This is a genomic window from Luteibacter aegosomatis (genome assembly GCF_023078455.1).
Lineage (GTDB): Bacteria > Pseudomonadota > Gammaproteobacteria > Xanthomonadales > Rhodanobacteraceae > Luteibacter > Luteibacter aegosomatis.
The window spans coordinates 3,186,329-3,211,361 of sequence record NZ_CP095740.1 but is presented as its reverse complement, the minus strand read 5'-3'; the positions used below and the strand labels follow the sequence as shown (position 1 = coordinate 3,211,361).

Here is a 25,033-nt window from a genome sequence, read left to right as displayed (position 1 = left end):
CCTCACGAATCCTTGTGACCGCGCCCCGGCGGCCCTAGATTGAGGTCGTGACGCAAGGATACCTCCATGACGACGACCCCGAAAAAGAAAAAGCCCGCCCAGGAACCCGAAGCGAAGAAGCCTCCCTCGTCCAATTCGGCGGACGCGAAGTGGGGAAAGATGGTCATGGCACGGGGATTCGTCATCATCCCCTCCATCCTGCTCCGGGCCCAAGGGCGACTTGGCCTCTCCGGCACCCAGCTTGCGATTCTTCTCCAGCTCATCGATTGGTGGATGGATGCAAAAAAGCATCCTTGGTCGAAGAAGGAGACCCTGGCCGACCGCATTGGCATCTCCGAACGGCAACTCCAGCGCCAGGTGGCCGAACTGGAGAAGGCGGGGCTGGTGCGGCGGGTGGAAAAAATCACCAACCACGGCAAGCGGCCGAACGGTTATGACCTGTCTGGGCTGGTTGCCCGACTCAAGGCCTTGGCGCCCGAGTTCAAGGCGGCGGCGAAGGCGGCGACGGACGTGGAGAAGAAGGGTGGGGCAGCGGCGAAGAAGGCAGCGTGACTCATTCAGCTTTCGGTCAGCATCGTGACCCCAGCCTTGTTCTTGTTTTTCGAAGTCCCTTCCAAAACGAGAAAAACAAGAACTAAGTAGCATTTTTTTCGCGAAAAATCAAGTCGCTGTCAAGTCTTTACGGGAGACCTTGGCAGGCATAAGGTTCGTGTGAAGGGAATCGGCCGCCGTCACGGGGCAAAAAAAAGGAGGGTTGAGCCTAGGAACTCAACCCTCCGGCGCGCACCCGGAGGCGCGCGGCGCAGCCAGTCTTGGGGACAGGGTGCATCTGCAAATTATTCCTATTGACCATCAATAGGCAATAGCAGGGCATTCCAGACGGGTTGTTGCTTCATGGATTCCGGGACCTCCATCCCAAAAGGAAAACACCATGATTAGCTTTACGACCAGCAATCCCCAGGGGCTTCTCGCCGCGATGAAGAAGGCCATCGACCAGGGCCACGTCACCACGTGGAAGTACGACGCGGACGGCGACTTCACCCACACCCCCGACCAGTGGCGCGGCAAGGCATGGCTCCGTCCGAAGGTTGTGGCTGGAGAACTCCAGCTTGGAATCCTGTTCCCGCGCGGCCATCAGGCGACCAAGGAGGTCTATGCCGTCTACCACGGTCGTTTTATCGAGATGGCGATGGCGCACTTTGACACCTCCTTCGGAAAGGCGGTGGGAACGGCCTTGGCCATGACTCCTGACGTCATCGCTGCATGACCAACCGGCCGCCCTCTTTTACGGGGCGGCCTTTTCTTTGGCGGGCGTCATGCCGCCAGTTGTACCCATGCAACCCATCGAGGGCTTCATATGAAACGGTATGACCTGACGAAGAAAGAGGACGGGTGGGCTTTGACGGGCCAGGGCGCGCAGCGGGCCAGTCTCAAGGCTGACACCAAGGCCGAAGCCATCCACAAGACGCAAGCCTTCATGGCCGACAAGGTCGGCTCGGTCCGTATCCACAAGGAGAACGGCCGAATCCAGGAGGAACGGACCTACCAGCGGAAGAACGACCCCCGTTCCAGCAAGGGGTGAGTTGACGACGAGGGCCGGGGCATCCCGGCCTTCTTTTTACCCGATGAGGCCAGGCGAGGTATTCGGGCGAAAGGGAGACACGCAGGGTCCCTGCCGCGCAACCGGTGCCTGTTTGCCCGCCACCGACCTTCGAAAGGCTGTATCCACCAGAGGAGAGTACCGATGGCATTGCGGCGTCCCCAATTACCTCGTCCTCCACGTCCACCAAAGCCACTTGACCGGCTCCAGAACATGAAGACCCTTCAGCCGCTCGGAAAGACCAAATGGGTGCGGGCCCACTGGCGATGGGACTACAACACCCATCGGTGGGAGTGGGTGTTGGGACACTGGAGCAAGTAGTACGCGCGGCCGAAGGCTGCTTGAAGAGCCGGTCCACTGCGGTCAAAATCGGGTCACACACCAGTACACCGGTTTGGGCCTGAAGGGCATGGGAGGGAAGGGGGAAAGTGTTTCCCACCCTCTCCGCCAGTTTCGCAAAAGGCCCGCTAACGCGGGCTTTTTTGTGCGCGGAGAAAAACCGTCGGATCACGAACCGGGTCACATGCGGCCCCGATGCGCCTACCGAATCATCTGCAACCGGTTGAACTGGTGGGCATGGTGGAAAGAGGACGGGGCGGAAGGTTCACGGGATTCTAAGGTAGGATACTCCCCTATACTATGTGAAACGCCAGGAGTGGGTCGTGTCCCATACCGTGCAAAACAAGAAGGCGCTGATGACACGCGTCCGCCGCATCAGCGGGCAGGTGAGCGCGCTGGAAAAGGCGCTGGAGGCAGACGCAGACTGCGACGGCGTCCTGCAGCAGGCTGCGTCCATCCGGGGGGCCGTGCAGGGGTTGATGAGCCAGTTGCTGGAGGGCCACTTGCGGGAGCATGTCGCCGCCAGCCAGCCAAAGGCCCTCAGGGAGCTCGAGCCCGTGTTCGCCGTTCTCCGAAGCTATCTCCGGTAGATCGCCATGTCCTGGCTCATTACAAAGTATCTGGTCACCGCCGCGGTGGTGGTCGCCGTCTCCGAGGTTGCCAAACGAAGCGACAGGCTCGGAGCGCTTCTGGCCTCATTGCCACTGGTGACCCTGCTGGCGCTCACCTGGCTTTACATCGAGCGCCAGCCGGCCGAAAAGATCGCCAACCATGCCTGGTATACGTTCTGGTACGTGGTGCCGACATTACCCATGTTCCTCGCGTTTCCATGGATCTTCAGCCGTTGGGGGTTCTGGCCGGCCATGGCCATCTGTGCCCTCTTGACCGTCGTCTGCTTTGCCGTGTTCGCCGTGGCCGTCAGGCCCTTCGGAATCCGGTTGCTCTGAGCCATCGCGGGTCCCCACCGCCAGACAAGAACAATCTTGTCGGCCGGTGCCGACTTTCACGGACATCCGGGCAGAGGGCCGACGCTTTCCTCCACATCGTTCCGGACTCGTGCGGGTTGGGAGAAGGCCTCACGAGGCTAACGTACCGATACGATCGAGTGCCGCTTTCAGCGTCGTCGCATCCGACCACGTGCGCGCGGGAAGCTCGAGAAACGCTTTCAGCCGCGCCTTGACGATCGCATGCGCATCGAGAAATGCCTTCCGGCGCTCCTCGTCCGTCCCTTGGACGGCCGCCGGATCGGGAAGCCCCCAATGCGTGCGAACGAAATCGCCGAAGAAGACGGGACAGGGCTCGGCCGCCGCGCTGTCGCATACGGTCACTACCACGTCGATCGGCGTACCTTCGTCGCCGGCGAACTCGTCCCACGATTTGCTTCGAAGCCCATCGGTCGCGATGCTTTCGCCTTGCAGCGTTTCGAGGGCGAGGGGATGGACGGCACCCGCGGGTTTGCTGCCCGCACTGAAGACGTCGAAGCGCGGGCCTGCCCATGCGCGCAAGGTGGCTTCGGCAAGTACGCTGCGCGCGGAATTACCCGTGCAAAGAAAAAGAATGCGGTGGGCCATGGCGAATCCGGGTCAGGAGCGGCAGTCATTCACGCCGCAGCCGTCCAGCGAGCTGTCGGCGCAGCAGTTTTCGGTGAGGTAGCCGATGAGCCCGTTCATCGCGGCGAAATCGGCCTGATAGCAAACGAAGCGTCCTCGCTGCTCGCCTCGGATGAGGCCCGCGTGGACCAGTTCCTTCAGATGAAAGGATAGGGTGGCTCCGGGAATCCCGCCTATGGCAGCGCCCAGGTCGCCGGCCATGCGCCCGGCCGGCCCGGCCTTGACCAGCTCCCGGAACACGGACAGGCGAGTCGCATGGCCGAGGGCGGTCAGCGCGGCGATTGCGGTATTCATTTCCATATAACTAGAATAGTCAAAACGACATGCCGGCGGCAATCCATGAGCGATCTTCCGAATCTTCGACACGACTACCTGCCTCCGACGGCGACGGATCTCCTTCGCGCCGCGTCCGATGCGGGCCATCCCCCGCGCGTCCTTCTGCTCTACGGGTCGCTCAGACCGCAGTCGTTCAGCCGCAAGCTCGCCCTGGAAGCCGAGTGCATCCTTCGTCACCTCGGTGCGGAGACCCGGGTTTTCGATCCGCACGAACTCCCCATCTTCGACTCGGTCGACAAGAGCCATCCGGAAGTGCAGCGGCTGCGCGAATGGTCGCTGTGGTCGGAAGCGCAGGTGTGGGTAAGTCCCGAACGCCACGGAACGATGACGGCGGTGTTCAAGAACCAGATCGACTGGCTGCCTCTGGAAGAGGGCAGCGTGCGTCCCACGCAGGGCCGTACCCTGGCCGTGATGCAGGTCTGCGGCGGCTCGCAATCGTTCAACGTGGTGAATGCGTTGCGCGTGCTGGGCCGGTGGATGCGCATGGTCACGATTCCCAACCAGTCGTCGGTGGCCAAGGCATGGCAGGAGTTCGAAGCGAACGGGCGCATGAAACCAGGACCTTTCTACGACCGGGTGGTCGACGTCATGGAGGAACTGATGAAGTTCACCCATCTCGTGCGTGGGCGGGCCGACTATCTGGTCGATCGGTATTCCGAACGGGTAGGGGCCGCCGAGGCCGAGGCGTTGGCGCGAGCGGCGTCGGCGGTGGAATGATGCGTCGCGCGTCGGTTCATCATGCGGGCGATCTTTTGCGACCCCTTGGGCGGCAAGGGCGTCTCTAATCTAATGCACCCTTGTCGGCGGCGGCCGCTTGCGATGATTTTCCAGCGCACGGCCACGCCAGTTCATGAGTGGCGTGGCGGTCACGCCGTGGACCAGTATGCTGAGGGCAACCACGGTAAGTACGGCATGGGTCACCGCTTTGCCTGCGCTTCCCGATAGGCCATGCGTAAGCGCGAACGCGAGATAGTTGATGCTGCCCAGCCCGCGGATGCCGAACCACCCCAGAAGCAGGCGACGTTGCCATGGCAGGCGCTCGCCCATGGTGGATATCCATACGGCAGCAGGACGAATGACGAAGAGCAGGGCAAGGGCCACCGCGACACCGGCGGCGCTGAACGACGGCCAGGCCGCGATGCCCGCGACGAAGACGAGCGCCCCACCGATCAGGCGCTCCGTGGTATCGCCGAAGGAAAGCGCGTCCGAGACGACCCAGCCCACGGTGTGGGCAGGATGCTTGGCGTCGGCGGTGCTGCGTTCGTTCGGTCGCACGAGAAGTTCCGCGGGCGAGTCGTCGGCCATGCCGTCCTTCTCGCTGCCGGTATGCTGCTCCGTCACGGTGAGTTCGACGCGGCGCAAGCCGACGCCCGCGGCGAATGCGGCAAGGAACCCGGAGGCGTGCAGGAGTTCGGCACCGCCATAAGCCAGGCCCATGATGCCCAGTGCGAGGAAGTCGCTGGGTGCCACGTCCTGCGTCGCATGACGAAGATGGGTTCCCCCATACCCGACGAGCCAACCCACGGCGAGACCGAAACCGAGTCCGGCCACCCACTCCCAGACGAGATCCCGCGTGAACCAGTGAAGCCATGCGCCAGGCTCCATGTGTGGCGTGGCGAGAAGCATCAACGCGAGCAAGAGAAACGGAAGCGCCGTTCCGTCGTTGAGGCCGGCCTCCCCCGACAGCGCCACTCGCATGGCGTCGTCGTCACGGGCGTCGTCCACGGAGACCAGGCTGGACAGGACCGGATCGGTCGGCGACAGCATGGCGGCGATCGCCAACGCGATCGGCCACGGCCATCCCACGAACGCATGAACCAGCCAGGTCACGCCGGCGATGGTCAAGAGCATGCCTGGGACGGCGAGCCGAAGCGACGTGAGCCATGCGCGGTGCCGAAGGGGAAGGCGTAGTTTCAGCCCGGTGATGAAGAGGGATACCACCAGACCGGCTTCGGTCATCCCACGCAACCAGGACGCGTTATCCCCGATATCGAGCCGTACCAGGTCGAGCACCGCAGGGCCGACGACCACACCCATGACCAGATAGATGGCGAACGAGGTGATCGGGCCACGGCGAATCCATCCGGCGGCCGTCGAGGTGACCGCCAGCAGGACGCTGATGAAAACGATCCAGCCGAGTATTCCCATGGACGGCATCACCGCCACGTCATGGCGTGAGGACGACCTTGCGGCAGTTGTCCTCCTTCTTGTCGAAGATCTCGTAGCCCTTGGCCGCGTCGGCGAGTTTCATGCGATGGGAAATGATGATATCCGGCTGCAGCTTGCCGTCTTCGATGAATTCGAGCAGCTCCGGAAGGAATTTCTGAACGTGGGTCTGGCCCATGGCGAGGGTGAGGCCCTTGTCGAAGGCATCGCCGATCAGGAACGCGTGGATGAAGCCAGCGTACACGCCGGGGATGCTCACCACGCCGCCGCGCCGGGTCGCCGTGATGCATTGGCGAAGCACTTCTCCCGAGCTGGTCTCCAGCTTCAGCGTGCTGAGCACGGTTTCCGTGGTGCTGCCTTTCGCCTCGAAGCCGACGGCATCGATCGACGCGTCGACACCGCGTCCGCCGGTCCGTTCCAGGATGAACTCGGACGAGTCGACCTCGCTGAAATCCACGGGTACGACATCGAACGCGGAAACGGCGAAATCCAGTCGGTAGCGTTCCGAATCGACCATGAAAATACGTTCGGCGCCGAGCATGCGGCAACACGCGGCCGCCATCAGGCCGACCGGGCCGGCACCGAAGATGGCAACGCTGGAGCCTTGCCTGACCTTGGCATTGAGCACCGCCTGGTAGCCGGTGGGCAGGATGTCCGAAAGAAACAGGACGCGTTCGTCGTCCAGACTTCCCGGTATCCGGAAGGGTCCGACGTTGGCTTTCGGCACGCGTACGAATTCGGCCTGTCCGCCGGGTACGCCGCCGTAGAGGTGCGAGTAGCCGAACAAGGCAGCGGGAGGCGTCATGCCGTTCCGTTTCCGCAGGCTGGCACCTTGGTCCGGATTGGTGGTTTCGCAGGCGGCGAACAGGTCGTTTTCACAGAAGAAACACTTTCCGCAGGCGATCACGAAGGGAATCACCACCCGGTCGCCGACCGCGACGTTCGTCACGTCGGGGCCTGCTTCTTCGACGACGCCCATGAACTCGTGTCCGAAGATATCGCCGTGTTTGGTTTCGGGAATCTTGCCGTGATAGAGGTGAAGATCGGACCCGCAGATCGCCGTCGCGGTAACGCGCAAGATCACGTCGTCGCCCGATAGGAGAGTCGGGTCCGGCATCGTTTCGACGCGCACGTCTTTCGAGCCGTGATAGGTCAGTGCCTTCATGTCGGCCTCCCGTCTTAAAACGCTATCTTGGAAAAACGAAGTTGAAGGGCAGGTTGGCGATTGCCGAGGTGGTCTTCACGCCACCGTGTGTATGGCGACGTGTCACGGCCGCGACATCCTCGTCACCGGCGTGACCGGACGCTTCAGGCTCCCAGCCAACGCCAGGAGACGTCCATGGATGCCATCGCACTGCTTAAAGAAGACCACAAGCTCGTCAAGAACCTCCTCGGGGAACTGGCGGAGTCGACCACGCGCGCGGTGAAGAAGCGCACCGAACTCCTGCAGCAGATCCACATGAACCTCAAGGCGCATACGACCATCGAGGAAGAGATCTTCTATCCGGCATTCAAATCCGCCGGGAAGAAGGAAGAAGAGAAGATGTACTTCGAGGCGCTGGAAGAGCACCGCGCCGCCGAGGACCTCGTGCTGCCCGACCTGATGAAGACCGATCCCGCCACCGAGCAGTTCTCCGGACGGGCCAAGGTGCTCAAGGAACTGATCGAGCATCACATCGAGGAAGAAGAAGGCGAGATGTTCAAGGACGCGAGGAAGCTGCTCGACAAGGCGCAGCTCGAGGAGCTCGGCGCGCGTATGGAAGCGCGGAAAAAGGAACTCCTGCAGCAGCTGAAGGCCGCTGCTTGATGGGTCGTTCTCAGTGGGCGCGACGCGTGGACACCTGAATCTGCGAAACGCCCAGCAGCCCGGCCAGCGGCACGTCGACGGCCGTCTGGTACGGGCTGACCGCCATCCCTTCCTTGCGCAGGACGTCGAGGAGCATGTCCGCCAGCGGCATCACCATGTGCCGTCCCCAGCAACGTTCGGAGCGATGGCCGAAGGGCAGGTACGCCGGATGATCGTCGGGATCGATGTCGTTCCATCGCTCCGGCCGGAACGCGTCGGGCGCGTCCCAGATCGCCGGGTCACGCTGGCTGAGCAGCGGCAGGATCAGGATGTCGTCCTTGGGCCCGATGCGGGAATCGATGGCGGGGTATTCGGGCGATGCGTTGCGCAGGATGTTCCAGGACGGCGGCAACAGGCGCATCGCCTCGTAAAGGATATGGCTGTTCGGCATGCCCTCGTCGAAGGGTGAGCCGAGCCACAGCGCGTTGGCGACGAGCGTGGAGATGGTGAAGCACACCGGCGCCACCGTTCGACGGTACAGGCCCATGGCATAGCGTCGGTCATGATAGCCACGGGTATTCGCGGGCATCCCGGCGACCACCGAGGCATCTTCCCCAAGGCGGAACGGACGCAACGCGCCCACGGCGATAACGGCCCACGTCAGCTTGGGCGTCAGTTCGAGCACGCGGCTCATCAGCATGCGCAGGCGTTGGGGATCGTTGCGCAGGAGCAGGTCGCGCAGGTAGTTGTGGCCCGTCTGGGGCCATTCACCGGACAGATCGGTATCTTCGGGTATCGGCTTCTTCAGCGCCGTGCGCACGTCGCGACCGATGGCCTGCATCCATTGGATCGCGTCGGCGCGCTGGATGGACCGGCCGTGCAGCGGCTTAAAGGTAGGGCGTTCGGTTTCGGTGGCGTAGCGCGCGGACAGGATGCGGTGCATCAACTCGGGGCCGGCGACGCCCACGGTATCGTCATCGAGCCGGAAAAGATCCTTGCCGCGATGTTCATCCAGCAGCGCCTGGAGCCGGGGGGCGAATACCGTCTGTCGGGCTTGTCCGCCGGTGGAGATCATGAAATGCGTTCCCTGAAGACATGAAAGCCGCGCCAGGGCTTGGCCCGGCGCGGCCGAATCGATCACGGTTACCGTCGTACCGACGGCATGCCGAGGTGCCTGTTCAGTACCAGAGGTACCACGCGTACGCCTTGAGGCTCTTCTTCGGGGACAGCTTGTTCTTCAGGGAAAAAAGCATCTTCATGATCGGCACTTCCTCCGAGGGTTGGGAACGAGGGGCGGAAACGTCGGGATGGCATGACGTTTCGCTTTCCATACTAGTCAGGTATCGAAGACGCCGACACGGTAGGACGATTCGATAAGTGTGATTGGCTTCGCACGTAGCATCCCCGCCCGGAACTCCTGCCGAATACGCGCCGTTCGAGAGCGACGCCCTTTTCCCCGCTCGCAGGCGGCATCGCGCTTGTCGGCGTTCGGGCGACGGGACTGGTGGACCGGGTGATGTGCCATGTATAGTATGTTATAACATAACATGTTGACGGCATCGCTCCGTGCGCAGGCATTTCATGGTGTTCCCGTTTCTTTTTGCGACCCTCTCGACCGTGGTTGGTGCACAGGAGCGGCATGTGGGGCCCCACGTGCACGGGCAGGCCACCGTGAACGTTTCGGTGGAAGGCGTCCAGGTCGAGGTGGAGGCGATTCTTCCCGGCCACGATGTCGTGGGTTTCGAGCGGGCTCCCGCAACGATGGCGGAGAACAAGGCCGTCGCCGCGGCGATCGGCGTGCTCAGGAGCGGCTCGTGGTTGATTCCGGCGAAAGCGGCCGGTTGCCGCGTGAACCGGGTAACGGTGGAGGCGCCCGATCCGGAGGTTCGCGCGTTGGACGGTCACGCCGATTACGTGGCGCGGGGCTGGCTCACATGCCATGACATGGGCCAACTCGACGGTATCGACATCGGATTGCCGAAAGCCTTTCCCTCGGTGCACGAGATGGTGGTCGACGTCATCACCGCGTCGGGTAGCACGCGGCAGACGCTCGACGCCCCGGCCGTCCATGTCGATCTCTCGCCATGATTCCCTACGGCGAAGACGCGCCGCTGCTGCGTACGCGTGGCCTGCGCTATGCATGGCGGGGTAGCGAAAATGCGCTCGCCTTCGACGACCTCGTCGTGGGGCGGGGGGATCGACTGTTCCTGTGCGGCCCCAGCGGCAGCGGAAAGAGCACCTTGCTGGGATTGCTCGCGGGCGTACTCTCGCCGACCGAAGGCGACGTGTCCGTGCTGGGCACGTCGTTTGCGGCATCGACACCGGCCGCGCGCGACGGCTTTCGCGCGAACCACCTCGGCTACGTGTTCCAGCAGTTCAATCTCCTGCCGTTTCTCGACCCGATGCAGAACGTCCTGCTCGGCTGCGCGTGGTCTCGGGAGAGGGCGGCACGGGCCGGGTCGACCCGTGCCTCGGTGCGTAGCGAGGCGAAACGCCTGCTCCTTGCGCTGGGCCTGGATGCACGGACGATCTTGCATGCGCATACCGGGGAGCTGAGCGTGGGTCAGCAACAGCGCGTCGCCGCGGCTCGCGCGATGATCGGCGGTCCGGCGCTGCTGCTGGCCGACGAGCCGACCTCGGCGCTGGATTCGACCAGTCGCAATGCCTTTCTGCGCCTGTTGCTCGAGGAATGCCGTCGCCACGGCACGGGCGTGGTCTTCGTGAGCCACGACCTGTCGCTGGCGCGCCACTTCGACCGTTCCGTATCCCTGTGGCCTTTTGCGGCGCACGTGCGGGCGGGCGCGGCATCATGAGCCTGCTCTATGTGACGCTCAGGAGCCTGAGCCAACGCAAGGCGGGCGTCGCGCTGAGCCTGCTGACCATCGCCCTGAGCGTTTTCCTGCTGCTCGGCGTCGAGCGCGTGCGCGCCGATGCGCGGCAGGGCTTCGCCGGCAGCGTATCCGGCGTGGACCTGCTGGTGGGTGCGAGGACCGGACCGGTAAGCCTGCTTCTCTACGCGGTGTTCCATGTGGGCGAGGCCACCAACAACATCACGTGGAAGAGCTACAAGGACATCGCCGCCATGCCGGAGGTGGCATGGACGGTGCCGTTGTCGCTGGGCGACTCGCACCGCGGCTTCCGCGTGACCGGCACCACCGCCGACTTCTTCCGGCATTACCGTTACGGCCGGGCGAACCGGCTGAGCTTCGCCGACGGAAAACCGTTCGACGATCTCTACGACGCCGTCATCGGTTCGCAGGTCGCGAGACGGCTTCACTACGAGGTGGGCGATACCATCGTGCTCTCGCATGGCCTGGGCGGTGCCTTGCTGGCGCAGCACGCCGACAAGCCGTTCCGGATCGGCGGCGTGCTGGCGCCCACGGGTACGCCGGTCGATGCCTCGATCCTAGTGAGCCTGCCGGCGATCGAAGCCATCCATCTCGACTGGCGCTCCGGCGTGCCTTTGCCGGGTACCGCCACCACGGCGGAGCAGGCCAGGCATGCGGATCTCGAGCCCAAGGCGATCACCGCGGCGCTCGTGGGCTTGCGCTCGCGCTTGTCCGCCTTCGCGGTGCAGCGGGCTATCGACGAATACCCGGAAGAACCGTTGCTCGCCGTGCTGCCTGGCGTGGCGTTGGGCGAACTCTGGCACCTGGTCGGTGCCGCCGAAAACGCGTTGCGCGTCGTCAGCGCGATGGTGCTTCTCGCCGGCATGTCGGGAATGCTCGCCACGTTGGTCGGCATGCTCAACGAGCGGCGCCGCGAGATGGCGGTGTTGCGCTCGGTGGGAGCGTCCGCTCGCGCGATCTTCGCGCTGCTGGTCATCGAAAGCACGGTACTCACGTTGGCGGGCATGATCGCGGGATGGCTGCTGCTGGCGCTGGTGACGGCGGCCGCACACGATTACCTCCTCGTGAACGCGGGCCTCGTCGTCGACCAGGCCCCCGCGCCGGGCGAATGGCCGCTGCTGGGAGCGGTCTTCGCCGTCGGCGTGCTGGCGGGGTGCATACCCGGATGGATGGCGTATCGGCGCTCGCTCGCGGACGGCTTGCAGGTGCGCCTGTGATACGCGCACTCCCGCTCCTGCTGGCATGTGCCGTTCTCGCCGGATGCCAGGGCGGCGATGGCGAACCGCGATCCGCTCCGGCGTCGGCATTGGCCCGTGCGCAGGCCGAAGCGGATGCGGGACGTGCGGCGCTGGCGAAGGCACGGGCCGAAGGCATCGCGGCCGCGCGTGCCTATGCGGCGGCGCATGGCGTCGCGAAAGCGGCCGTGCCGCCCGGCGTGTCGCTACTGGGTGAGCCCGATGAGGAAGGTTTCGCCGATCTCGACTGGAGCCGCATGGTGCCACCCGAGGATATCGCGCTGCTCCGGGACGCGCCGCCGGTGCTGCACGTGGGCAACCGGCGGACGAAGCAGATCGGCACCCTGCATACGGTGGCGGCGTTGGACGGCAGGAAAGTGAAGCTGTCGGGCTACGTCGTGCCACTGGAGTCCGACGACGACGGGAAGACGGTCGAATTCTTCTTCGTGCCGTTCTACGGCGCATGCATCCATGTGCCGCCGCCACCGCCCAACATGCTCGTTCACGTGCGCCTGGCGCACGGCGTCGATACCCCGAGCCTTTACGACCCCTTGACCCTCAAGGGCGTGTTGCACACGGAGGTGACCCGAAACGCGATGGCCTCGTCCGCCTACGCCATGAGCGACGCGGTCATCGAGCCCTACCACGACGACGATGCGAAACGCCTCCGCGAGGCGTTCGAATGACGCCGTCCAGACCACGAGGCCATCCATGCGAACCCTTCCTGCTCGTCGGCGTCCGTTGCCCGTCACCGTCCTTTCCGGATTCCTCGGCGCGGGCAAGACCACCTTGCTCAACCACGTGCTGCGTAATCGGCAGGGGCTGCGCGTGGCGGTCATCGTCAACGACATGAGCGAAATCAATATCGACGCCGCACTCGTTCGCGACGGCGGCGCGGCCTTGAGCCGAACCGACGAGAAGCTCGTCGAGTTCTCCAACGGCTGCATCTGCTGCACGCTTCGCGACGATCTCATGCAGGAAGTCACGCGGCTGGCCGCCGAAGAACGCTTCGATTACCTCCTCATCGAATCGACGGGCATTTCCGAGCCCATGCCGGTTGCCGCGACGTTCCACGTGCGCGACGAGGCCGGTTTCTCGCTATCCGACGTGGCCCGCCTGGACACCATGGTGACCGTGGTCGACGGCGTCGGCTTCCTCGCCGACTACTGTTCGGCCGATTCGCTGGCGGCACGCGGCGAAAGCAACGGTGACGGCGACGGCCGGTCGCTGGTGAACCTGTTGACCGAACAGGTCGAGTTCGCCGACGTCATCGTCGTCAACAAGTGCGACCGGCTGGATGAAGGCCGGCGCCACGAGCTGCATCGGGTGCTGCGCGCCCTCAACCGGGACGCGCGCCTGGTCGATGCGACCTTCGGCGATGTCGATCTTTCCGCGGTGCTCGACACCGGCCTGTTCGACTACGAGAGGGCGCAGACCGCTCCGGGTTGGGTCAAGGAGTTGATGGGCCAGCACACGCCGGAAACCGAGGAATACGGCATTACGAGTTTCGTCTATCGCAGCGGCAGGCCGCTCCATCCCGTTCGGTTCCATTCGCTGTTGGCGCGTGGCATCCCGGGTGTGCTGCGCGCCAAAGGCTACTTCTGGCTCGCCAGCCGGATGGATTGGGTAGGCAGCCTCGCCGTCGCGGGCGGTGCGACGGAAACAGCCGCGGCGGGACATTGGTGGGCCAGTCGCAAACGTGTGCGTAAAGGCCTCGGCCGGCCCTTCGCGAACGGCGATCTCCATGTCCGGCCTCCCACGGCGGTAGAGCTGCCGAGCATCGAGCAACGGCGGGCTCTGGCCGAGGTATGGCATCCACGCTATGGCGACCGCCGCCAGGAATTGGTGATGATCGGCGTCGACCTGCCGGAGGCGCAGGTGCGCCGCGCGCTGGACGCGTGCCTCCTCACCGAGGCCGAGATGGCGCAAGGTCCCGTTGCCTGGCAGCGGTTGCCCGATACGTTTCCCGGGTGGTCTTCCGCGGCGTGATGAAAACCGTGGCCTGGTTATGTGCGGTGGGCGTTTTCGTCGCGCTGGCCGTCGGCGTCGCGCATCGACGGTCGCATGGCGAACCGGTGACGAGGCCGTCGCCGTCGGTCGGGTCCGCCGCGGTGGTGCTGGCCGGTGCCGAGGCGCAGACGGTGGGACGTCGGATGCAGGTGGACGGCGACGTGGCCGACGACGTGATCTTCCTCATCGTGGCGGCGTTGCAGGCCCGTTGCGCGTCGTCGCAGGCGCACGATCTGCCGAGGATGGCGGTGGTCGCGGGTCTCCCGGTGCTCAAGGCGATCGCCGACACGACGCGGAAGGCCACGGCCGATCTCGTCAGGGAGGCGGTAAGGAACGCCCCGTGCGGTGCACCCTTCGCTTTGCATGTGGGCCCGTACGTTCGCGAACTCGATCCGGCAAGATATATGGCGGCATTTCCGGACAGCTATTTCGACCCGGACATGGATGTCGTTCCCGACGAATTGGCGAAGGCCTCCCTCCATGCGCGCGCCGTCGACGAGTGCAGCCGCGTGGCCTACGCCACCTTGCCGTTGGATGCGCTGCGCGAATGGCAGTGCTCGGGAGTGCGGGCAGATGCGAGAAGCCGGATCAGGGCGCTCTGCAACACGGAGGGCGTCGAAGCCGCGCATGCGGCGGTGGCGATCCGGAGCATGGTCGATGGGCTTCCGCCGACGTGCCGGTGAGCCGCCGAAGCGCCCATCCCCTGCATGCCTGGGGCGTTCAGGCCTCCAGGGGATCGGAATGCAGTTCGTCCATCCAGCCCTTGCGGCGGTGGAACACCCATTCGACATGCTGGGCGAACATCACGTCGATATCGCCGCCGTGGTCCATGGAGGCCAGGCGGCCCTCGGTGATGTTGCCCAGGTAGGCGGCCTGCTCGGCATATCCGGCGACGCCTTCGGCCTCCAATTGGGTAAGGAGGGTTCGCAGGTTGGCGTGGCGGGCAGTCTGGACGGGCATGGGCTCGGTATCGAAACGCTTGATGCACTTGATGCAGGGATCGGCCGACGGCGGCGAATCTTTAGCGGCAGGGTCGTCGCGCTAGAAGCGTTCATGACCGGCGCATCGAGGCCATGCCATGCTGGCCGACCCCGTCCCAGGCCGAGATCGATGCCATGAGTTTGCAGGAGACCAAGGACCATGACAGCCAGTCGGTGTATTCGCCGGCGACGCTGGCCATCTACGACACCCTCGTGCTGCGGATTTCCAATCCGGCGATATGGCGTTGTCCCACGCCGCGAATCCTGGCCCTGTACGACCGTCACGTCAGCGACCATCACCTCGACGTGGGCGTGGGTACGGGTTGGTATCTGGATCGGTGCCGGTTCCCGGCCGGCGTACGCCTGGGCCTGATGGACCTGAACCGCAACGCGTTGCGGAGCGCGGCGAAGCGCGTGGAACGTTACTCCCCCGTTAGCCACGTGGCCGACGTGCTCCAGCCTATCCGGGGCGTCGATCGCACGTACGCGTCCATCAGCCTGGTCTACTTGCTCCATTGCCTGCCCGGCGACATCGCGGAGAAGGCCATCGTGTTCGATCACCTGGTATCGCTGTTGGCGCCGGGCGGCACGATGTTCGGCGCGACGATCCTGGCCGAGGGCGTGGTCCGTTCGGGCATGGCGACGAAGCTGATGGCGTTCTACAACCGGAAGGGGATCTTCGGTAATGCCGGAGACCGCCTGGACGACCTGCGTCGTGAACTCGACGTACGCTTCGGAAAGGTGACCATCGAGGTAGTGGGTTGCGTGGCGTTGTTTTCGGTATCGGAACCCAAGCGCCTGCCGGTGGTTTGAAGTCGCTCGTCGCGAGCATCGGGCCGTTCGTCGTGGACGCCGTGCCGCGCGGGTACGACGAAGGCTCGTCGTACCCGCGCAGCCCTGTGCCTAACGCCGTGTGCTGGGTGTTCGCGCAACGTTCATGCGGTTGCTCAGAACACCACCTGCGCCCGCATGCCGATGGAGTTGCCCGTGTCCGGTCCCTGGAAGCTGCCCACCTTGTTGTCGGTGTCCCAGTGGATGTAGTTGAGCATCAGGCGTGACCAGTCATTGAGGTACCAGTTGAGGCCGAGGGTGTAACTCTTGCCCTTGCCGCCGCGCGGGGCGTCGGCGTAGTCGTAATGGTCGACACGGCCCGCCAACTCGAAGGCGCCCCAGCCGCCGGAGGTGACCGGATGGTTCACCTTCACCGCTTTCCAGCTGCCCGAGCGCGACGAGAATCCCGGCGCCTCGCCGGTGATCATCCAGCCCGCGGCGAACGACGAACCATGGCGGCTCACCGAATCGGCCGTGCTCGAATCGATGGTGCGCTTGCCGTACTCGTTCATCATCCAGAAGTTACGGAACACGCCCCCCAGCTCGAAACCCTTGCCGCGATCCTGCGTGGGATTGGCGATGGAGCTGGCCGAGACCGCGAGGTTGTCGTTGTAGTCGAGCGCGATGGCCGGGGTGTTGTTGATGCTGGTGACGCCGTCACTGATCTTCTCGTAGTAATACCAGGAGCCCACGTGCAGGAAGCCGTCGGAGGTCTTGATCGGGTTCCAGTGCGCACGGGTGAGGTAGGTGGTGGAGTCGGTGTTCTTGCCCGACGTGGAACTGTTCGGCGCGTTGCCGTTCACCGACAGGCTGTAGTGCCAGTTGTCGCCGTACACGCGCATCTGCGCGCCCATGCCGAAGTAGCTCACCACCGGCTGGCCCACCGCCGTGGCGGCGTTGCGCAGCATGAAGGGCACGCGGGCGGATTCGGATGAGCCTTCCGTGCCGAGGTCCTTCAGGAAGTTGCCCAGGTAGAACTTCGCCGTATGGCCGAACAGCTTCGTGGCATAGGTGAGGTAGGTCTGGCGCAGGGCGACTTCGTTGTCCGCGAAGTCGGCTTCGACGTGGTAACCCAGGGCGCCGATGGTACCTTCGCCGCCCAATCGCGCGCTGGTGATCTGCGCACCGCTGATGTTGCGCGTGTCGTAGCTCGATCCCCCGGTGCGGGTGAAGTCGATGAGCAGGCGGCCGTTGGGCTTGAAGCTGAAATAGCCGTCGTCGCTGCGGAAGGTGGGCCCGGCTTCACCGCCGCGCCCCCAGCGCACGCTGTTGCTGCTCGATCCACCGCCGCCTGTGCCACGGGCGAGGGCCACGGCCAGTTCGCTTTCGCGCGTGTCGGCGATGGCGGCTTCCACCTGCGCATCGTGGTTCGGGGGTGGCGTGGCTGGCGTGACCGAGGCGACGGACGGCGCGGTAGCGGTGGGTTGCCGCTCGTGTTCGACGGCGGCGAGGCGTTTCTTCAGGTCGCTGATCTCGGCGGCCTGGGCCTTGATGAGCTTGAGCAGTTCCGCGTTGCTGACGGTGTCGGCGGCGAACGTGGGACCGGCGAGAAGCACGGCGGCGATCGCCACGTAGAGGCGTGGTGTGTTGCGCATGTTGGATTCCCCTTCGATCGCGTTCAGTTGTCGTCGAGCGCGTTGTCGTCGTCAGTGCTTGTGGGCGTGGCGGCCTTGCTCGGCATGCGCGCGAAGGGCGTATCGTCCACGGCCGAGAAGAAGCCGTTGCGACGGGCCCAGGCGGCGAACAGGCGCGGCCAGGAGGCCACTGCCGTACCCGGATCACCGAGGCCCCAGCCATGGCCGCCCTTGTCGAAGACGTGCATCTCCACGTCCACGCCGTTCTTCTTCAGCGCGTCGAACATCACCAGGCTGTTGCCGATATCGGCGATGGGATCGTCGGCGGCCTGGGCGAGAAAGGTCGGCGGCGTGTCGTGGGACACATGCAGTTCCACGGAGTAGGCTTGCACCGAGTCCTTCTGGGTGGCCAGCTCGCGGCTGGAGCGCGTCGTATTGAACGGCGGCTGCAACGACACCACGGGATAGATCAGGCCGGCGAAGTCCGGACGGGCGGAGACGTCGTCGGTCGTGTCCACGCGCGGATAAAACGCGTTCGTCGAGCGCGTTTCGGCGATACCTGCGAGGTTGCCGCCGGCCGAGAAGCCGAGCACGCCGATGCGCTTCGGATCGATGCCCAGCTCCTGCGCGCGGGCGCGCACGATGCGGATCGCGCGTTGGGCGTCCTGGAACGGTGCCACGGCCGGCCAGCGGTCGGCAGGCAGGCGGTAGTAGAGCACCACGGGCGTGACGCCGAGCGCGGCGAGCCACCTGGCCGTGGGCATCACCTCGTGACCGATGCCGATGCGGAAGTAACCGCCGCCCCCGACGAGGATCACCGCAGCGCCGTTCGGGCGAGCCGGCTTGTATACCTCGATGCGCGGGCGGCTGACGTTGGACACCGCGCCCACGCCGGTGCCCGTGCGACCGATGCGTTCCGGACCGCTCGGACCGCCGCCGCCGGGCGGCGTGCCCGGCCACAGGTCGATGGACAGCGGCTTGCCCGCGTCGGGCGCGGACTGGGCGATGGCTTGCCCGGTGCAGGCGAGGGCGACCGTCGCGACGAGGATCGCGGTACGGAAGAGTCTCATGGTGTATTCCCCTGGTTTACGGTGAGCGGACGCGCGTCGCGACCGGCGGCGCGGTGGTCGAGGGCATCGTCGAGGGCCTGGCGGTCGAGCGCGCCTTCCCAGCGCGCCACGACGACGCAGGCCACCGCGTTGCCGATGAAGTTGGTGAGCGAGCGGCACTCGCTCATGAAACGGTCCACGCCGAGGATCAGCGCCATGCCCGCGACGGGCAATGAGGGCACCACCGACAACGTGGCGGCGAGGGTCACGAAGCCCGCGCCGGTGACGCCCGCGGCGCCCTTGGAACTGACCATCGCCACCAGCAGCAGCGCGATCTGTTCGCCGAGCGACAGGTGCGTGTTGGTCGCCTGCGCGATGAACAGCGCGGCCAGCGTCATGTAGATGTTGGTGCCGTCGAGGTTGAACGAATAGCCGGTGGGTACCACGAGCCCCACCACGGACTTGTCGCAGCCGGCCTGTTCCATCTTCTGCATCAGCGAGGGCAGGGCGGCTTCCGACGACGACGTGCCCAGCACGAGCAGCAGTTCGGCCTTGAGGTAGCGGATGAGCTTGAGGATGGAGAAGCCGGTGAGGCGCGACACGGCGCCGAGCACCACCAGCACGAAGAGCAGCGAGGTGCCGTAGAAGGTCGCCACCAGCATGAGCAGGTTCGACAGCGAACCGATGCCGTAGCGGCCGATGGTGAACGCGATGGCACCGAACGCGCCGATGGGCGCGGCCTTCATCAGCAGGTGCACGAGCTTGAACACGGGCTCGGTCATCGCCTCGAAGAACGCCACCACGGGCCGGGCGCGCTCGCCGGCCAGCGTGAGCGAGATGCCGAAGAGCACGGCGAAGAGCAGCACCTGGAGGATGTTGCCCGAGGTGAAGGCACCCACGACGGTGTCGGGAATGATGTCGAGCAGGAAGCCGGTAAGGGAGATGTCGTGCGCTTTCGAGGCGTACGTGGCGATTTCCTTCGTCGACAGGGTGGTCGGATCGATGTTCAGCCCCGCGCCCGGCTGCACGACGTTCGCCACCACGAGGCCGACCACCAGCGCGAGCGTGGAGAACACCAGGAAATACACCATGGCCTTCAGCACCACGCGCCCCACCGCGTTCAGGTGCGGCATGCCGGCGATGCCGGTGACCACGGTGAGGAAGATCACCGGGGCGATCACCATCTTCACCAGCTTGATGAACGCGTCGCCCAGCGGCTTCAGCGCCTCGCCCCAGGTAGGCCAGAAGTGGCCGAGCACGGCGCCGAGCAGGATGGCCACGAGTACCTGCACGTAGGTCTGGCGGTAGAAAGGCTGCGGGGTGGCTGCGTTGGAAGAGGAAGCGAGCATGATCGGCCGACGGCATCGCCCGGGGTGGGCGCCGGCCTTTGTAACGCGTCGGGGGCGGATGACCCATAACACATTCTGGCTAGGGGCCAGGCCGGTGGCTCGCTTTCGGTCTCGCGCGAGGACGCACCGATCTTCGTGGCAGGCGCTGTTCGCCGATGCGATCGGCTTCCCCCCCTCGGTAGGGAGGAGCCTCGGGCAGGTGGTGTGAGAGTATTCGTGGATGCGAAACATCCGGCCGCTACACGTGTTCTGGCTCGTCCTGTTGCTGTCCGCCATGGCCGGGAGCGCCATGCTCGGCGGATGGCTGGCGTGGCGTAAGGGGCTGGAGGGTATCGCGGCGCAGTCGGCCGACCGGCTTACCCTGCATGCGCTGGCGGTGCAGCGCCTGATCGACCGGTTTCGCGTGCTGCCCACGGTACTGGCGCTCGATCCCGAGTTGCGGGCCATCCTCGCGGGGCCGCCGGAGGCGATCGATGCCGCGGCGTTGAACGCGCGTCTGCAACGCGCCAACGGCGCGGTGCACTCGTCGACGTTGACCCTGCTCGACCGGCACGGGCACGCCATCGCCGCGAACAACTGGAATACGCCGGAAAGCAACGTGGGACTGGATTACGGATTTCGTCCGTATTTCCGCGACGCCATGCGCGACGGTCACGCCACGTTCTACGCGCTGGGCGTGTCGACCAACGTGGCGGGCTACTTCATCGCGCAGGCCATCGACGACGATGCCGGGCGGCACGTGGGCGCGATCGTGCTGAAGATCACGCTGGAGGCCCTTCCACGCGACTGGGCGCACGGCGACGACATCGTGCTGCTGGCCGACGACCACGGCGTGGTGTTTCTCGACAACCGTGACGGTACCTGGATGTATCGCACCCTGCACCCGCTGGATCCCCGCGAGAGCGCCGCGATCGATGCCACGCGCCAGTACGGCGACCGGCGTCTGCCCCCGATCGCCCGTGCGTCGCTGGGCGATGCGGGCGACGGCGCGACTCGCGTGCGCGTCACGTCGCCGCCGCTGGAGCACGAGGTGGTCTGGCGTTCGCTGGCGATGCCGCAACAGGCATGGACGCTGCACCTGCTGGCCGATGCGCGGCCCGCGCTCACCGCCGGACGCAACGCGGCGCTGGTGGTGCTCGCGGGATGGCTGCCGTTGATCCTCGTGGGCCTGGTCGTGCAGCAGCGGGTGCGCCTGGCCCGCCTGCGCCAGCGCAGCCGCGAGGAACTGGAACGGATGGTGGCGCACCACGCGGCGGCCTTGCGCTCGGCGCAGGACAGCATCGTGGCCGCCGCGCACGAAGCCGCCCAGGGCGGCCACGGCAATCTCGAACACCTGCCCCAGGGCGTGAGCGTGGTGGACGCCGACTTGCGCCTGGTGGCGTGGAATGCGCGATACCAGCAGATCTTCGGTTTTCCCGACGAGTACATGCGCGTCGGTCGGCCCATCGAGGATATTTTCCGCTTCAACGCGCGGCGCGGCCTGCTCGGTCCGGGCAACGTCGAAGAGGCCATCGAGCGACGGCTGGCCTACCTGAGGCAGGGCAGTCCCCACATGTACGAGCGCGAGCGTCCGGACGGCACCACGCTGGAGATCCGCGGCAATCCGCTGCCCGGAGGTGGCTTCGTCACCAGCTATGCGGACATCACGGCGTACAAGGCCGCCGCGCGCGAACTGCGCACGCTGGCGACGACGCTGGAGCATCGCGTCGAGGAGCGCACGCGCGACCTCAACGAGGCCAAGGCGGACGCCGAGCGGGTGAGCCGGTCGAAGACGCGCTTCATCGCCGCCGCGGTGCATGATCTGCTGCAACCGCTCAACGCCGCGCGCATGTTCGTCGGCGCGCTGGCCGAGCGGCAGGACGAGGAAGGACGGCAACTGATCGAGCGCGTGCGCAGCGCGTTGGAAACACAGGACGAGATGCTGGCGAGCCTGCTCGACGTGTCGCGCCTGGAAGGCGGGGCGGTGGAGCCGCGTTTCGGCGTCGTCGCGCTGGGCCCGATGCTGGGCGACCTGGCGCGCCAGTTCGGTGTGTTGGCGGGAGCAAGGGGATTGGACCTGCACTGGGTGGATACACGAATCCACGTGCGCAGCGATGCCCTGTTGCTGCGGCGCGTGGTGCAGAATTTCCTGTCCAACGCGATCCACTACACGCTGCGTGGACGCGTGCTGGTGGGCGTGCGTCGCGACGGCGATCTGGCGCGCGTCGAGGTGTGGGATACGGGCCTGGGCATTCCCGAAGCGAAGACGCGTGCGATCTTCGATGAATTTCTCCGTCTGGATAGCGGTGTGGATCGCGATCGACGCAGCGCGGGATTGGGTCTATCCATCGTCGAGCGCATCGCGCGGCTGCTCGGTGCGCCCGTGACGGTGCGCTCGTGGCCAGGGCGGGGGAGCGTCTTCTCCATCGCGGTACCGGTGGTGGCCGCGCCCGGGGTGGAGACGTTCGACGAACGCGCGGCCGACGACGAATCGCCGCTGTCGGGGCGGCGCGTGATGCTGGTGGATTCCGACGGCGCCACGCGCGCCGAGGTGGCCGCCTTGCTGGCGTCATGGGGCTGCGATGTGGCGGCCGTGGGCGACGCGGAGGCGGCGATGCGGCATGCGGAGCTCGACGATCCGCCGGACGTGCTGTTGCTGGAACAGCCGTTGCGTGAGGGCTTGCGGGCGGCGTTGAATGCGCGTTGGGGCGTTTCGCCGCCGACGGTGCTGATGGCCGTGTCGCCTTCGCAGGAAGAGGTTCGGCGGGCGGGGGAAGAGGGCCTGCGTTATCTCACCAAGCCGCTGGCGCCGGCGCGGCTGCGGGCGGTGTTGACGCGCTTGCTGATGGTTTCGGGCTGACGGTGCCGTTCGCTTCGTAGGATTCGCCGATACGATCGGCTCCCACTCCTCCGGTAGATGGCTTGCGAAGGACTGCTACCGAAGGAGTGGGAGCCGATCGCATCGGCGAATCAAAGGTGCGAGCCGTCCACGCCCTCGTCGAGATCCAGCGACTTCACCAGCACGGCCGCCTGCGTGCGCGAACGGCAATCGAGCTTCTGCAGCACGGCGGTAACGTGGATCTTCACCGTGTTCTCGGCCAGCCCCAGCTCCGCGGCGATCTGCTTGTTGAGCAGGCCTTCCGCCATCAGCATCAGTACGCGGAACTGCTGGGGCGTGAGGCTCGACAGCCTGGCGGCGAGGCGCGCATCGTCGTCGCTTCGCTCGGCGCGCGCGCCGACGAAGGCCGTGTCGCCGCGCATCACCGCGGTCACCGCGTCGCGAAGCACGTCGGCCGGCGTGGACTTGGAAACGAATCCCGCCGCGCCGAATTGCTGGGCGCGCCGGACGTTGCGCGGATGATCGTTGGATGACACCACCAGCACGGGAATGTCCGGATGTTCGCCGCGTAGCCACAACAGCGACGAAAAACCCATCGCGCCCGGCATGGTCAGGTCGAGGAGGACGAGATCGACGCTCTCGCACTCGGCGAGCACGGCCTCCATCGCGCTGTGGCTGCCCGCTTCCAGTGCGCGACCGTCACGTAGCAGGTCGGCCAGGGCGAGCAGCAGCGCGCCGCGGAACATCGGGTGGTCGTCGGCGATGAGCAGGGTGAGGGCCATGCCGTCGATTCTAGCGGGTCAATGTGGCGGTGGATGATCCAGGCCCATGACGGTGCGCAAGGCGAACCGGCGCAGTACGGGCAGGTGCGCGGCCGTGGGCAGGATGGCGCGTCGCAGGCCGCGCAGCGCCGCGTTGCCGCCCCGGGCCAGCGACGTGACCATCCGGATGCGTCGCACCACCGCTTCATGCACGGGATGGCGCTCCCGCTGGTAGCGGGCGAGGGCGCCGATGGGATCGTCGGCTTGCGCCGCCAGGTACATGGCAAAGGCCGAGGCATCCTCCACGCCCAGGTTCAGGCCGCGCGCGCCGACGGGCGAGTGGATGTGAGCGGCGTCGCCGCCGAGGGCCACCCGGCCCACCGCGCAGCGTTCGGCGACGCGATGGGCAACGCGGAACGACGATGTCCAGGTCGGTTCGCCCACCGCCGTGCCCGGAGGCAGACGCGAAAGCGGATCGGGCAGGTTCGAGATGATCCGCCAATGCGTGGGGTCGAAGGCGAGCAGGAAGATCATGCCGTCGGGGAAGAGCATCACGTGCGCGTGGTCGACATCGAGCGGCGTATCCATCGGCAGGTCGAACAACGGCCAGGTTTCCGGGTAGGCCTCGCCGGGAAATTCGATGTCCAGCGCGTCGCGAAACGCGCTGTGCGCGCCGTCGGCGGCGAAGACGACATCGAAGGAACCCACGCCCACGCCGTCGTCGTCGAGGCAGACGCGTGCCGCGTCCGGGTCCTGCGCCAGCAGCTTCGCCTTGCGGCCGCGTTCCACGGCAATGCCGCGCTCGGCCAGGGCGTCGGTGAGCAACGCCTCGCTGCGGACTTGCGAAAGCACCGTGAGACCGTAGCGTGGATGGATGCGTTCCGCCTCGATGCGGGCGAGCGGCTTGCCGCCTTCGTGGAAGATGACGCCGCGCGCGCGACGCCCCTCCGCGACCATGCGTTCGCTGACGCCGGTGGCTTCGAGCAGTTCGAGCGTCCGCGGGTTTACCGCCAGGGCGCGCGAATGCGGCGCGGGTTCGCTTCGTTCGTCGACGATGCGTACGCGTATGCCGCGCACCGAGAGCAGGAGGGCGGCGGCGAGGCCGGTGGGACCGGCGCCGGCGATCAGGACCGAAGGAGGGCTCATGGCGGGGGCTCCGTTGCGGGCGACGTGCGGAGCTTAGCGCGATCGGCCGTGACGAAAACTGCTAACCTCCCGCTCCCGACCGCGTGGAGATCCCTCATGAGCCTGATCCAGACCCCCGTCTCGTACGGCGAGCTGATCGACAAGATGACCATCCTTCAGATCAAGCTCCAGGAGATCAAGGACGACGCGAAGCTGGCCAACGTCCGCAACGAACTCGAACTGCTCGACGCCACGTGGAAGAACGACGCGGCATCGCAGACCGACATCGCCGACGAGACGAACCGCCTGCTCGCGGTGAACCAGCGGCTTTGGAAAATCGAGGACGACATCCGCCTGAAGGAAAAGGCCCAGGCGTTCGACGACGAGTTCATCCGGCTCGCCCGGTCGGTGTACATCGAGAACGACGAACGCGCGGCGATCAAGCGCGAGATCAACCTGAAGCTGGGTTCGACGCTGGTGGAAGAGAAGTCGTATCAGGATTACCGCGCGAAGTGACGCCGGATCGCGGAGGGTCGGCTCCCACCCCTCGGCAGGACAGCCTGCTACCGAAGGGTGGGAGCGGACCCTGTCCGCGATAGCCGCCGAAGCGGCGTA

Annotated in this window: 28 protein-coding genes; 16 read left to right on the top strand and 12 right to left on the bottom strand. The window is 65.7% G+C overall.

Annotation, left to right across the window (positions count from 1 at the left end; translation table 11 throughout):
• Positions 1-66 precede the first annotated feature (66 nt).
• The 5 genes from L2Y94_RS14375 (at position 67) to L2Y94_RS14355 (ending at position 2,886) form a co-directional block, all read left to right on the top strand.
• The gene (locus L2Y94_RS14375; RefSeq protein WP_247367757.1) at positions 67-552 is read left to right on the top strand and encodes a helix-turn-helix domain-containing protein; all 486 of its coding nucleotides are present in this window, start codon (positions 67-69) and stop codon (positions 550-552) included.
• A 379-nt stretch (positions 553-931) separates the two neighbouring features.
• A complete protein-coding gene (locus L2Y94_RS14370) occupies positions 932-1,267 on the top strand; it encodes a hypothetical protein (protein ID WP_247367755.1) in 336 nt (111 codons plus the stop codon).
• Positions 1,268-1,357: 90 nt separating this feature from the next.
• Positions 1,358-1,582: a DUF2188 domain-containing protein gene (locus L2Y94_RS14365; protein WP_247367754.1), complete on the top strand. Its 225-nt coding sequence runs from the start codon at positions 1,358-1,360 to the stop codon at positions 1,580-1,582.
• A gap of 713 nt (positions 1,583-2,295) precedes the next feature.
• A complete protein-coding gene (locus L2Y94_RS14360) occupies positions 2,296-2,529 on the top strand; it encodes a metal/formaldehyde-sensitive transcriptional repressor (RefSeq protein ID WP_425602468.1) in 234 nt (77 codons plus the stop codon).
• A gap of 6 nt (positions 2,530-2,535) precedes the next feature.
• Positions 2,536-2,886, top strand: a complete 351-nt coding sequence (locus tag L2Y94_RS14355) for a DUF3147 family protein (protein WP_247367748.1) — start codon at positions 2,536-2,538, stop codon at positions 2,884-2,886.
• A 129-nt stretch (positions 2,887-3,015) separates the two neighbouring features.
• Here L2Y94_RS14355 and L2Y94_RS14350 read toward each other — a convergent pair whose 3' ends face one another.
• The gene (locus tag L2Y94_RS14350; RefSeq protein WP_247367745.1) at positions 3,016-3,510 is read right to left on the bottom strand and encodes an arsenate reductase ArsC; all 495 of its coding nucleotides are present in this window, start codon (positions 3,508-3,510) and stop codon (positions 3,016-3,018) included.
• A 12-nt stretch (positions 3,511-3,522) separates the two neighbouring features.
• Complete coding sequence (locus L2Y94_RS14345; RefSeq protein ID WP_247367742.1) at positions 3,523-3,849, bottom strand: ArsR/SmtB family transcription factor; 327 nt, start codon at positions 3,847-3,849, stop codon at positions 3,523-3,525.
• 39 nt (positions 3,850-3,888) lie between these two features.
• Here L2Y94_RS14345 and arsH point away from each other — a divergent pair, with 39 nt between their 5' ends.
• A complete protein-coding gene (arsH, locus tag L2Y94_RS14340; protein ID WP_256452136.1) occupies positions 3,889-4,602 on the top strand; it encodes an arsenical resistance protein ArsH in 714 nt (237 codons plus the stop codon).
• A 69-nt stretch (positions 4,603-4,671) separates the two neighbouring features.
• Here the strand turns inward: arsH and L2Y94_RS14335 are convergent, their stop codons facing one another.
• Entirely contained in the window at positions 4,672-6,042 is a 1,371-nt protein-coding gene (locus L2Y94_RS14335) for a cation:proton antiporter (protein ID WP_247375262.1), read from the bottom strand.
• 10 nt (positions 6,043-6,052) lie between these two features.
• A complete protein-coding gene (locus L2Y94_RS14330; protein WP_247367739.1) occupies positions 6,053-7,216 on the bottom strand; it encodes a zinc-dependent alcohol dehydrogenase in 1,164 nt (387 codons plus the stop codon).
• A gap of 174 nt (positions 7,217-7,390) precedes the next feature.
• Here L2Y94_RS14330 and L2Y94_RS14325 point away from each other — a divergent pair, with 174 nt between their 5' ends.
• The gene (locus L2Y94_RS14325; protein WP_247367735.1) at positions 7,391-7,858 is read left to right on the top strand and encodes a PA2171 family ribosome-binding persister protein; all 468 of its coding nucleotides are present in this window, start codon (positions 7,391-7,393) and stop codon (positions 7,856-7,858) included.
• Positions 7,859-7,868: 10 nt separating this feature from the next.
• Here the strand turns inward: L2Y94_RS14325 and L2Y94_RS14320 are convergent, their stop codons facing one another.
• On the bottom strand, positions 7,869-8,912 hold the full coding sequence (locus tag L2Y94_RS14320) for a cytochrome P450 (protein ID WP_247367734.1): 1,044 nt from the start codon (positions 8,910-8,912) through the stop codon (positions 7,869-7,871).
• A 103-nt stretch (positions 8,913-9,015) separates the two neighbouring features.
• Entirely contained in the window at positions 9,016-9,096 is an 81-nt protein-coding gene (locus L2Y94_RS14315) for a tryptorubin family RiPP precursor (protein WP_247375261.1), read from the bottom strand.
• Between the two features lie 382 nt (positions 9,097-9,478).
• On the opposite strand from L2Y94_RS14315, the gene L2Y94_RS14310 reads away from it, so the two are divergent.
• From L2Y94_RS14310 to L2Y94_RS14285, 6 genes are read left to right on the top strand one after another with little or no spacing between them, the layout of a single operon-like run.
• Positions 9,479-9,925, top strand: coding sequence for a ZrgA family zinc uptake protein (locus L2Y94_RS14310; RefSeq protein ID WP_247367732.1), 447 nt, complete (start codon positions 9,479-9,481; stop codon positions 9,923-9,925).
• Complete coding sequence (locus L2Y94_RS14305; protein WP_247367730.1) at positions 9,922-10,650, top strand: ABC transporter ATP-binding protein; 729 nt, start codon at positions 9,922-9,924, stop codon at positions 10,648-10,650. Before L2Y94_RS14310 ends, L2Y94_RS14305 begins: the two co-directional genes overlap by 4 nt.
• The gene (locus tag L2Y94_RS14300) at positions 10,647-11,903 is read left to right on the top strand and encodes an ABC transporter permease (RefSeq protein WP_247367728.1); all 1,257 of its coding nucleotides are present in this window, start codon (positions 10,647-10,649) and stop codon (positions 11,901-11,903) included. Before L2Y94_RS14305 ends, L2Y94_RS14300 begins: the two co-directional genes overlap by 4 nt.
• A complete protein-coding gene (locus tag L2Y94_RS14295; protein ID WP_247367726.1) occupies positions 11,900-12,607 on the top strand; it encodes a DUF3299 domain-containing protein in 708 nt (235 codons plus the stop codon). The genes L2Y94_RS14300 and L2Y94_RS14295 overlap by 4 nt, the downstream gene beginning before the upstream one ends.
• A gap of 25 nt (positions 12,608-12,632) precedes the next feature.
• Positions 12,633-13,910, top strand: coding sequence for a GTP-binding protein (locus L2Y94_RS14290; RefSeq protein ID WP_247367724.1), 1,278 nt, complete (start codon positions 12,633-12,635; stop codon positions 13,908-13,910).
• A complete protein-coding gene (locus L2Y94_RS14285) occupies positions 13,910-14,614 on the top strand; it encodes a hypothetical protein (protein WP_247367721.1) in 705 nt (234 codons plus the stop codon). The genes L2Y94_RS14290 and L2Y94_RS14285 overlap by 1 nt, the downstream gene beginning before the upstream one ends.
• A gap of 37 nt (positions 14,615-14,651) precedes the next feature.
• Here the strand turns inward: L2Y94_RS14285 and L2Y94_RS14280 are convergent, their stop codons facing one another.
• On the bottom strand, positions 14,652-14,891 hold the full coding sequence (locus tag L2Y94_RS14280) for a hypothetical protein (RefSeq protein WP_247367718.1): 240 nt from the start codon (positions 14,889-14,891) through the stop codon (positions 14,652-14,654).
• 113 nt (positions 14,892-15,004) lie between these two features.
• Here L2Y94_RS14280 and L2Y94_RS14275 point away from each other — a divergent pair, with 113 nt between their 5' ends.
• A complete protein-coding gene (locus L2Y94_RS14275; RefSeq protein ID WP_247367716.1) occupies positions 15,005-15,724 on the top strand; it encodes a class I SAM-dependent methyltransferase in 720 nt (239 codons plus the stop codon).
• 134 nt (positions 15,725-15,858) lie between these two features.
• Here the strand turns inward: L2Y94_RS14275 and L2Y94_RS14270 are convergent, their stop codons facing one another.
• Genes L2Y94_RS14270 through L2Y94_RS14260 form a run of 3 tightly spaced genes read right to left on the bottom strand, consistent with a single transcriptional unit; the run spans position 15,859 to position 19,714 of the window.
• A complete protein-coding gene (locus L2Y94_RS14270; protein ID WP_247367713.1) occupies positions 15,859-17,337 on the bottom strand; it encodes an OprO/OprP family phosphate-selective porin in 1,479 nt (492 codons plus the stop codon).
• Positions 17,338-17,360: 23 nt separating this feature from the next.
• Entirely contained in the window at positions 17,361-18,386 is a 1,026-nt protein-coding gene (locus L2Y94_RS14265) for an alpha/beta hydrolase (protein ID WP_247367703.1), read from the bottom strand.
• Entirely contained in the window at positions 18,383-19,714 is a 1,332-nt protein-coding gene (locus L2Y94_RS14260; protein WP_247367700.1) for a dicarboxylate/amino acid:cation symporter, read from the bottom strand. Before L2Y94_RS14260 ends, L2Y94_RS14265 begins: the two co-directional genes overlap by 4 nt.
• A 220-nt stretch (positions 19,715-19,934) precedes the next feature.
• Here L2Y94_RS14260 and L2Y94_RS14255 point away from each other — a divergent pair, with 220 nt between their 5' ends.
• Complete coding sequence (locus L2Y94_RS14255) at positions 19,935-22,553, top strand: hybrid sensor histidine kinase/response regulator (protein WP_247367697.1); 2,619 nt, start codon at positions 19,935-19,937, stop codon at positions 22,551-22,553.
• Positions 22,554-22,663: 110 nt separating this feature from the next.
• Here L2Y94_RS14255 and L2Y94_RS14250 read toward each other — a convergent pair whose 3' ends face one another.
• Together L2Y94_RS14250 and L2Y94_RS14245 are read right to left on the bottom strand one after the other, a co-directional pair.
• Positions 22,664-23,314 carry a LuxR C-terminal-related transcriptional regulator gene (locus L2Y94_RS14250; protein ID WP_247367695.1) on the bottom strand — a complete coding sequence of 217 codons (651 nt, stop codon included), beginning with the start codon at positions 23,312-23,314 and terminating at the stop codon, positions 22,664-22,666.
• Positions 23,315-23,332: 18 nt separating this feature from the next.
• Entirely contained in the window at positions 23,333-24,439 is a 1,107-nt protein-coding gene (locus tag L2Y94_RS14245) for an FAD-dependent oxidoreductase (RefSeq protein WP_247367693.1), read from the bottom strand.
• A gap of 96 nt (positions 24,440-24,535) precedes the next feature.
• Between L2Y94_RS14245 and L2Y94_RS14240 the strand changes: the two genes are divergently transcribed.
• Positions 24,536-24,934: a DUF6165 family protein gene (locus L2Y94_RS14240; RefSeq protein WP_247367692.1), complete on the top strand. Its 399-nt coding sequence runs from the start codon at positions 24,536-24,538 to the stop codon at positions 24,932-24,934.
• Positions 24,935-25,033: the final 99 nt, after the last annotated feature.

Bases quoted from the DNA above. Each gene is read 5' to 3' on its own strand.
- L2Y94_RS14270 (WP_247367713.1), bottom strand. From the start codon at position 17,337: ATGCGCAACACACCACGCCTCTACGTGGCGATCGCCGCCGTGCTTCTC.
- L2Y94_RS14345 (WP_247367742.1), bottom strand. From the start codon at position 3,849: ATGGAAATGAATACCGCAATCGCCGCGCTGACCGCCCTCGGCCATGCG.
- L2Y94_RS14275 (WP_247367716.1), top strand. From the start codon at position 15,005: ATGCCATGCTGGCCGACCCCGTCCCAGGCCGAGATCGATGCCATGAGT.
- L2Y94_RS14335 (WP_247375262.1), bottom strand. From the start codon at position 6,042: ATGCCGTCCATGGGAATACTCGGCTGGATCGTTTTCATCAGCGTCCTG.
- L2Y94_RS14320 (WP_247367734.1), bottom strand. From the start codon at position 8,912: ATGATCTCCACCGGCGGACAAGCCCGACAGACGGTATTCGCCCCCCGG.
- L2Y94_RS14355 (WP_247367748.1), top strand. From the start codon at position 2,536: ATGTCCTGGCTCATTACAAAGTATCTGGTCACCGCCGCGGTGGTGGTC.
- L2Y94_RS14240 (WP_247367692.1), top strand. From the start codon at position 24,536: ATGAGCCTGATCCAGACCCCCGTCTCGTACGGCGAGCTGATCGACAAG.
- L2Y94_RS14365 (WP_247367754.1), top strand. From the start codon at position 1,358: ATGAAACGGTATGACCTGACGAAGAAAGAGGACGGGTGGGCTTTGACG.
- L2Y94_RS14255 (WP_247367697.1), top strand. From the start codon at position 19,935: ATGCGAAACATCCGGCCGCTACACGTGTTCTGGCTCGTCCTGTTGCTG.
- L2Y94_RS14360 (WP_425602468.1), top strand. From the start codon at position 2,296: ATGACACGCGTCCGCCGCATCAGCGGGCAGGTGAGCGCGCTGGAAAAG.
- L2Y94_RS14375 (WP_247367757.1), top strand. From the start codon at position 67: ATGACGACGACCCCGAAAAAGAAAAAGCCCGCCCAGGAACCCGAAGCG.
- L2Y94_RS14300 (WP_247367728.1), top strand. From the start codon at position 10,647: ATGAGCCTGCTCTATGTGACGCTCAGGAGCCTGAGCCAACGCAAGGCG.
- L2Y94_RS14370 (WP_247367755.1), top strand. From the start codon at position 932: ATGATTAGCTTTACGACCAGCAATCCCCAGGGGCTTCTCGCCGCGATG.
- L2Y94_RS14325 (WP_247367735.1), top strand. From the start codon at position 7,391: ATGGATGCCATCGCACTGCTTAAAGAAGACCACAAGCTCGTCAAGAAC.
- L2Y94_RS14315 (WP_247375261.1), bottom strand. From the start codon at position 9,096: ATGAAGATGCTTTTTTCCCTGAAGAACAAGCTGTCCCCGAAGAAGAGC.
- L2Y94_RS14285 (WP_247367721.1), top strand. From the start codon at position 13,910: ATGAAAACCGTGGCCTGGTTATGTGCGGTGGGCGTTTTCGTCGCGCTG.
- L2Y94_RS14290 (WP_247367724.1), top strand. From the start codon at position 12,633: ATGCGAACCCTTCCTGCTCGTCGGCGTCCGTTGCCCGTCACCGTCCTT.
- L2Y94_RS14265 (WP_247367703.1), bottom strand. From the start codon at position 18,386: ATGAGACTCTTCCGTACCGCGATCCTCGTCGCGACGGTCGCCCTCGCC.
- L2Y94_RS14245 (WP_247367693.1), bottom strand. From the start codon at position 24,439: ATGAGCCCTCCTTCGGTCCTGATCGCCGGCGCCGGTCCCACCGGCCTC.
- arsH (WP_256452136.1), top strand. From the start codon at position 3,889: ATGAGCGATCTTCCGAATCTTCGACACGACTACCTGCCTCCGACGGCG.
- L2Y94_RS14250 (WP_247367695.1), bottom strand. From the start codon at position 23,314: ATGGCCCTCACCCTGCTCATCGCCGACGACCACCCGATGTTCCGCGGC.
- L2Y94_RS14350 (WP_247367745.1), bottom strand. From the start codon at position 3,510: ATGGCCCACCGCATTCTTTTTCTTTGCACGGGTAATTCCGCGCGCAGC.
- L2Y94_RS14280 (WP_247367718.1), bottom strand. From the start codon at position 14,891: ATGCCCGTCCAGACTGCCCGCCACGCCAACCTGCGAACCCTCCTTACC.
- L2Y94_RS14260 (WP_247367700.1), bottom strand. From the start codon at position 19,714: ATGCTCGCTTCCTCTTCCAACGCAGCCACCCCGCAGCCTTTCTACCGC.
- L2Y94_RS14305 (WP_247367730.1), top strand. From the start codon at position 9,922: ATGATTCCCTACGGCGAAGACGCGCCGCTGCTGCGTACGCGTGGCCTG.
- L2Y94_RS14330 (WP_247367739.1), bottom strand. From the start codon at position 7,216: ATGAAGGCACTGACCTATCACGGCTCGAAAGACGTGCGCGTCGAAACG.